The organism is Lysinibacillus sp. VIII_CA, assembly GCF_049943995.1.
GTDB classification, from domain to species: domain Bacteria; phylum Bacillota; class Bacilli; order Bacillales_A; family Planococcaceae; genus Lysinibacillus; species Lysinibacillus pinottii.
In genome coordinates this window covers 1-3,344 of record NZ_JBNFXM010000050.1, presented here as the reverse complement: position 1 = coordinate 3,344, position 3,344 = coordinate 1, and the positions used below count along the sequence as shown (strand labels likewise).

Genomic DNA, 3,344 nt, shown 5'->3' with positions numbered 1-3,344 from the left:
ATCAGTAAACGTTGGTTTTCTTTGCGTAATCGAGCTAGTTCGTTATCTTCTTCAGAGCGATTATCTTTGGCAGCGAAAGAACCAATTCAGATGTAAAAGTTCGACGTTGACGTGACATAGTAGCACGCTCCTATAAGTTGGTAGTCTAAGTGTACTAGCCCTTATCTTTTATGTCCAACTTAGTGTCGCCGACATTCTTTTGAATTTAAAATGTCATAAAGACCTTATTTTTAAACTAATAAAACGAATATAGAATTAATAGTTGAATTAAAGAGAGTTCCGAGTGGCTAGGAGAAGAGGAGGTTAGCATAAAATCCCTGTTCATTCGTTATTACAAAATGCAAAGTAGAGAACCCCTAAATGAGTATTAACTTGAGTACTATCACTACGATGGAGTGTAAATTTCGATGCTAATATTAAAGCTAGTATATCTAGCAGGATAAAATTTTATGTTTGTGTATCTTCTAGTGTATGTTAATTTTGTAATAGAAGGTTAGGATTGTTGTTAGTTAGAAGGGGCGATGTAGTACCTGGTGGTGTATTTTACAAGAGCTCTCCTAACTTCTACACTATTCAATGAAGTTGAGCATCTATTACACCTAGGTTAATTCCAATAACTTACATTACTTTCAGCTTTATATATAATATTTTCCACCGCCAAGAACCATTAGGTATTACGGAAAGATTAATTTGATGTGCATAGCTAAACTTGTTGCCGTAGCAAGTGTCGCACAAATAGCTGCAATCGTTTTAAAGTGTACCATTTGTTCGCTTTTTATCATATAACGATCTCCTTTGAAGTGTTTCCCTTAAAAGAACGCTAATATAAAATGAAAAATAAGAAGATAATATACAAGTACAAAAAAATGGACACCTCCTCAAATTCAGTATAACGGTAGCATCTAAACTAAAACCACTCTGAATGAGGTGCCCTATAACTTTGGATATTATTAAACTAAAATAAATAGAACTAAGAATAATTAATCACTGTTAAACTTTGTTTTTAATTTAAAGGAATTATTTTAGTTTCTACTAATACACTATTAGATTTTGTGCCTGCTGTTACATCATATACTTTGACAATTAAGTTAGTACCATGTTCAATCTTAAAATCTCCTGTTCCTTTTGCGCGAACTCTTTTTGGATCATTTGGTGATTTATTTAATCCATATTTATTTGTTGCTTTATCTAATGCGGAGCCAATACTAGTCACAACCCCATCATTTACTGCTCTTACACTAGTAAAAACATCAGCGTATATTTCTACAATACCTGAAGTAGATTTCTTTTCAAAGTATACTTCAACTTTGTATGTTTTATTTGGTGGAACTTTAACAGGTTGTGCAGTGGCAGTAATTGTATTTGTTGTACTAACTGTATTAGTATTTGTACTGGAAAAATTATATTCAAGGGTTGCTGACACTTCACCTTCTGCTACAAATGGAATACCAACTTTGCCTTTTGTAGTTATGGATGTTTTAAATCCATTTTGTATGGTAGTGGATGTACTTTTCGTAATTGATTCACTAAAAGAAGTAGTATTAAATGTCTGTTCTAAATCTGAATTATTTTGAAAAGTATTCTCTCCCATAAACATAGGTACCACACTGGTAGCATTATTTTGTTTAATATTTATTCCAGAGAATTCAACATCTTCACCTAATAAAGGAGTACGGTAGTATGGATTAAAACCAAATAGGGGGGGAATCGAAGCTATCATCTTATCAATTGAGTCATCAATATTTTGAATCGCTCCTTGTTGACCAACATTTTTCATATTTAGAATATTAGTATTATTCTCATGAACTTCAGTAGCATTGACATTATTAAGAAAAAGTCCACTACCTAATAAAGTACTAATTATTATCCCACAAGAAACATATTTTCTTTTCATTCCAAAATCACATCCTTATAATTTAATTATTAACAGATTATCTAATGTCACAATATTTTACAAACACCCCATTAACCTACTCATAAAAAGTTAATATAGTGGGTTATTTTATTTTTTTTCACATTTAGTAAATATAAAGACATTGAAACCATCATGTTAATACTTAATTAGGAGTGTAAATAAATATAATTCTTTATAAAATGTCACAATTTTCTGTTACTGTGAAGTTTCTAATTAAGTTTTCTTTTAATATAGTAGTAATGAACAATTTAATACTTCCAATTAGTTTATAATACATTTTACATTTAATGATTAATGTTATTTGCAGATAAAGATACCCACTTTTTGTTTTACCTGATTTTAAAGCGTAGTTAGCTACTCGTAGAATCCAATTACTAATTATTTTAGATTAGTTGTATATTTCACTCCAAAACTATAAACGCTTAACATCCTTTCCTAACAAGGGTGTTAGGAAGTTTTCTAAAAAAGAAATTAATATAGTTTATCATTTTGAGATTTTTTCTTGCTTTTTATAGCAATTAGTAACAGAACAATTAATTTTATAAGTCAATACTTCTTGTATTTACTAATTTAGCATTGCTTTTATCTGTAATATCATATGTTTTTACAACCAATTCAGCACCATATACTCCTTCAAACGAGCCTTTACCTTCTAAACAACAAAAGTTGCACCTAAGAACGGAATAATCAAAACACCGTCATTTTCAATCTCTTTTTTTGTCTCTCTGATAAACCGTCATACTGTTTGTGTAGAGAATCATTAAATGTAAATTTTTTAAATTCTTGCATCCCCATCCAGCCAGGCGAGGTATTCGACATTTTAATCGTCTCGAATACCTCGTTAGTTGAACCAGATGAAGGTTTTCAGTATCCTCCAAAAATTCCGTACTTATGCTAGCCAATTATCTTAACTAAAACTCTAGTATAAGGGATCACTCCTCTGAATAGTCTTTAAAGTATTATTGTTATAATCAAAATAAAACGTTTCAATAATGCACCATGGTTCTAAGCGCGAATAATGACCCAATTATCTGGTATAGATATCTTAACTTTCATTAAAATCATATTATGTTCTCTGCGGCGGGAAAAAACCTAGACTAGAACCGTAATCTATCAAATTAGAAACAAGCTTTTCATTAGGTAATTCACATCCCACACCAACTCCTTGTAAATAACGTTGAGTATCTTGACACGTTGGTATTGATGAGGAATTTTTAGCTTCTTCTTCTAGTAAAGGAACCATCAATTCTAAAGCATATTTTTGTATATCAGACAACGTATTGTCTTCAAATAAGCTCATAAACTGTTCAGTATTTACATTATTTATAGGATGACCCATCTGTATAACATATTCAATAAACTGTTTCCATTCCAATTGAACAGGATTAATAATATGGAAAGTTTCTCCTTCCGTTTCCTTTGTACATAC

The 3,344-nt window shown here is 30.7% G+C and carries 2 protein-coding genes; both read right to left on the bottom strand.

Annotated features, from left to right (window positions below):
• Positions 1-1,003: 1,003 nt before the first annotated feature.
• Complete coding sequence (locus ACP3VS_RS24030; RefSeq protein ID WP_426390257.1) at positions 1,004-1,894, bottom strand: ETX/MTX2 family pore-forming toxin; 891 nt, start codon at positions 1,892-1,894, stop codon at positions 1,004-1,006.
• Positions 1,895-2,981: 1,087 nt separating this feature from the next.
• Positions 2,982-3,344 (bottom strand): hypothetical protein (locus tag ACP3VS_RS24025; protein WP_426390255.1); only part of this gene is annotated, 363 nt, incomplete at its 5' end.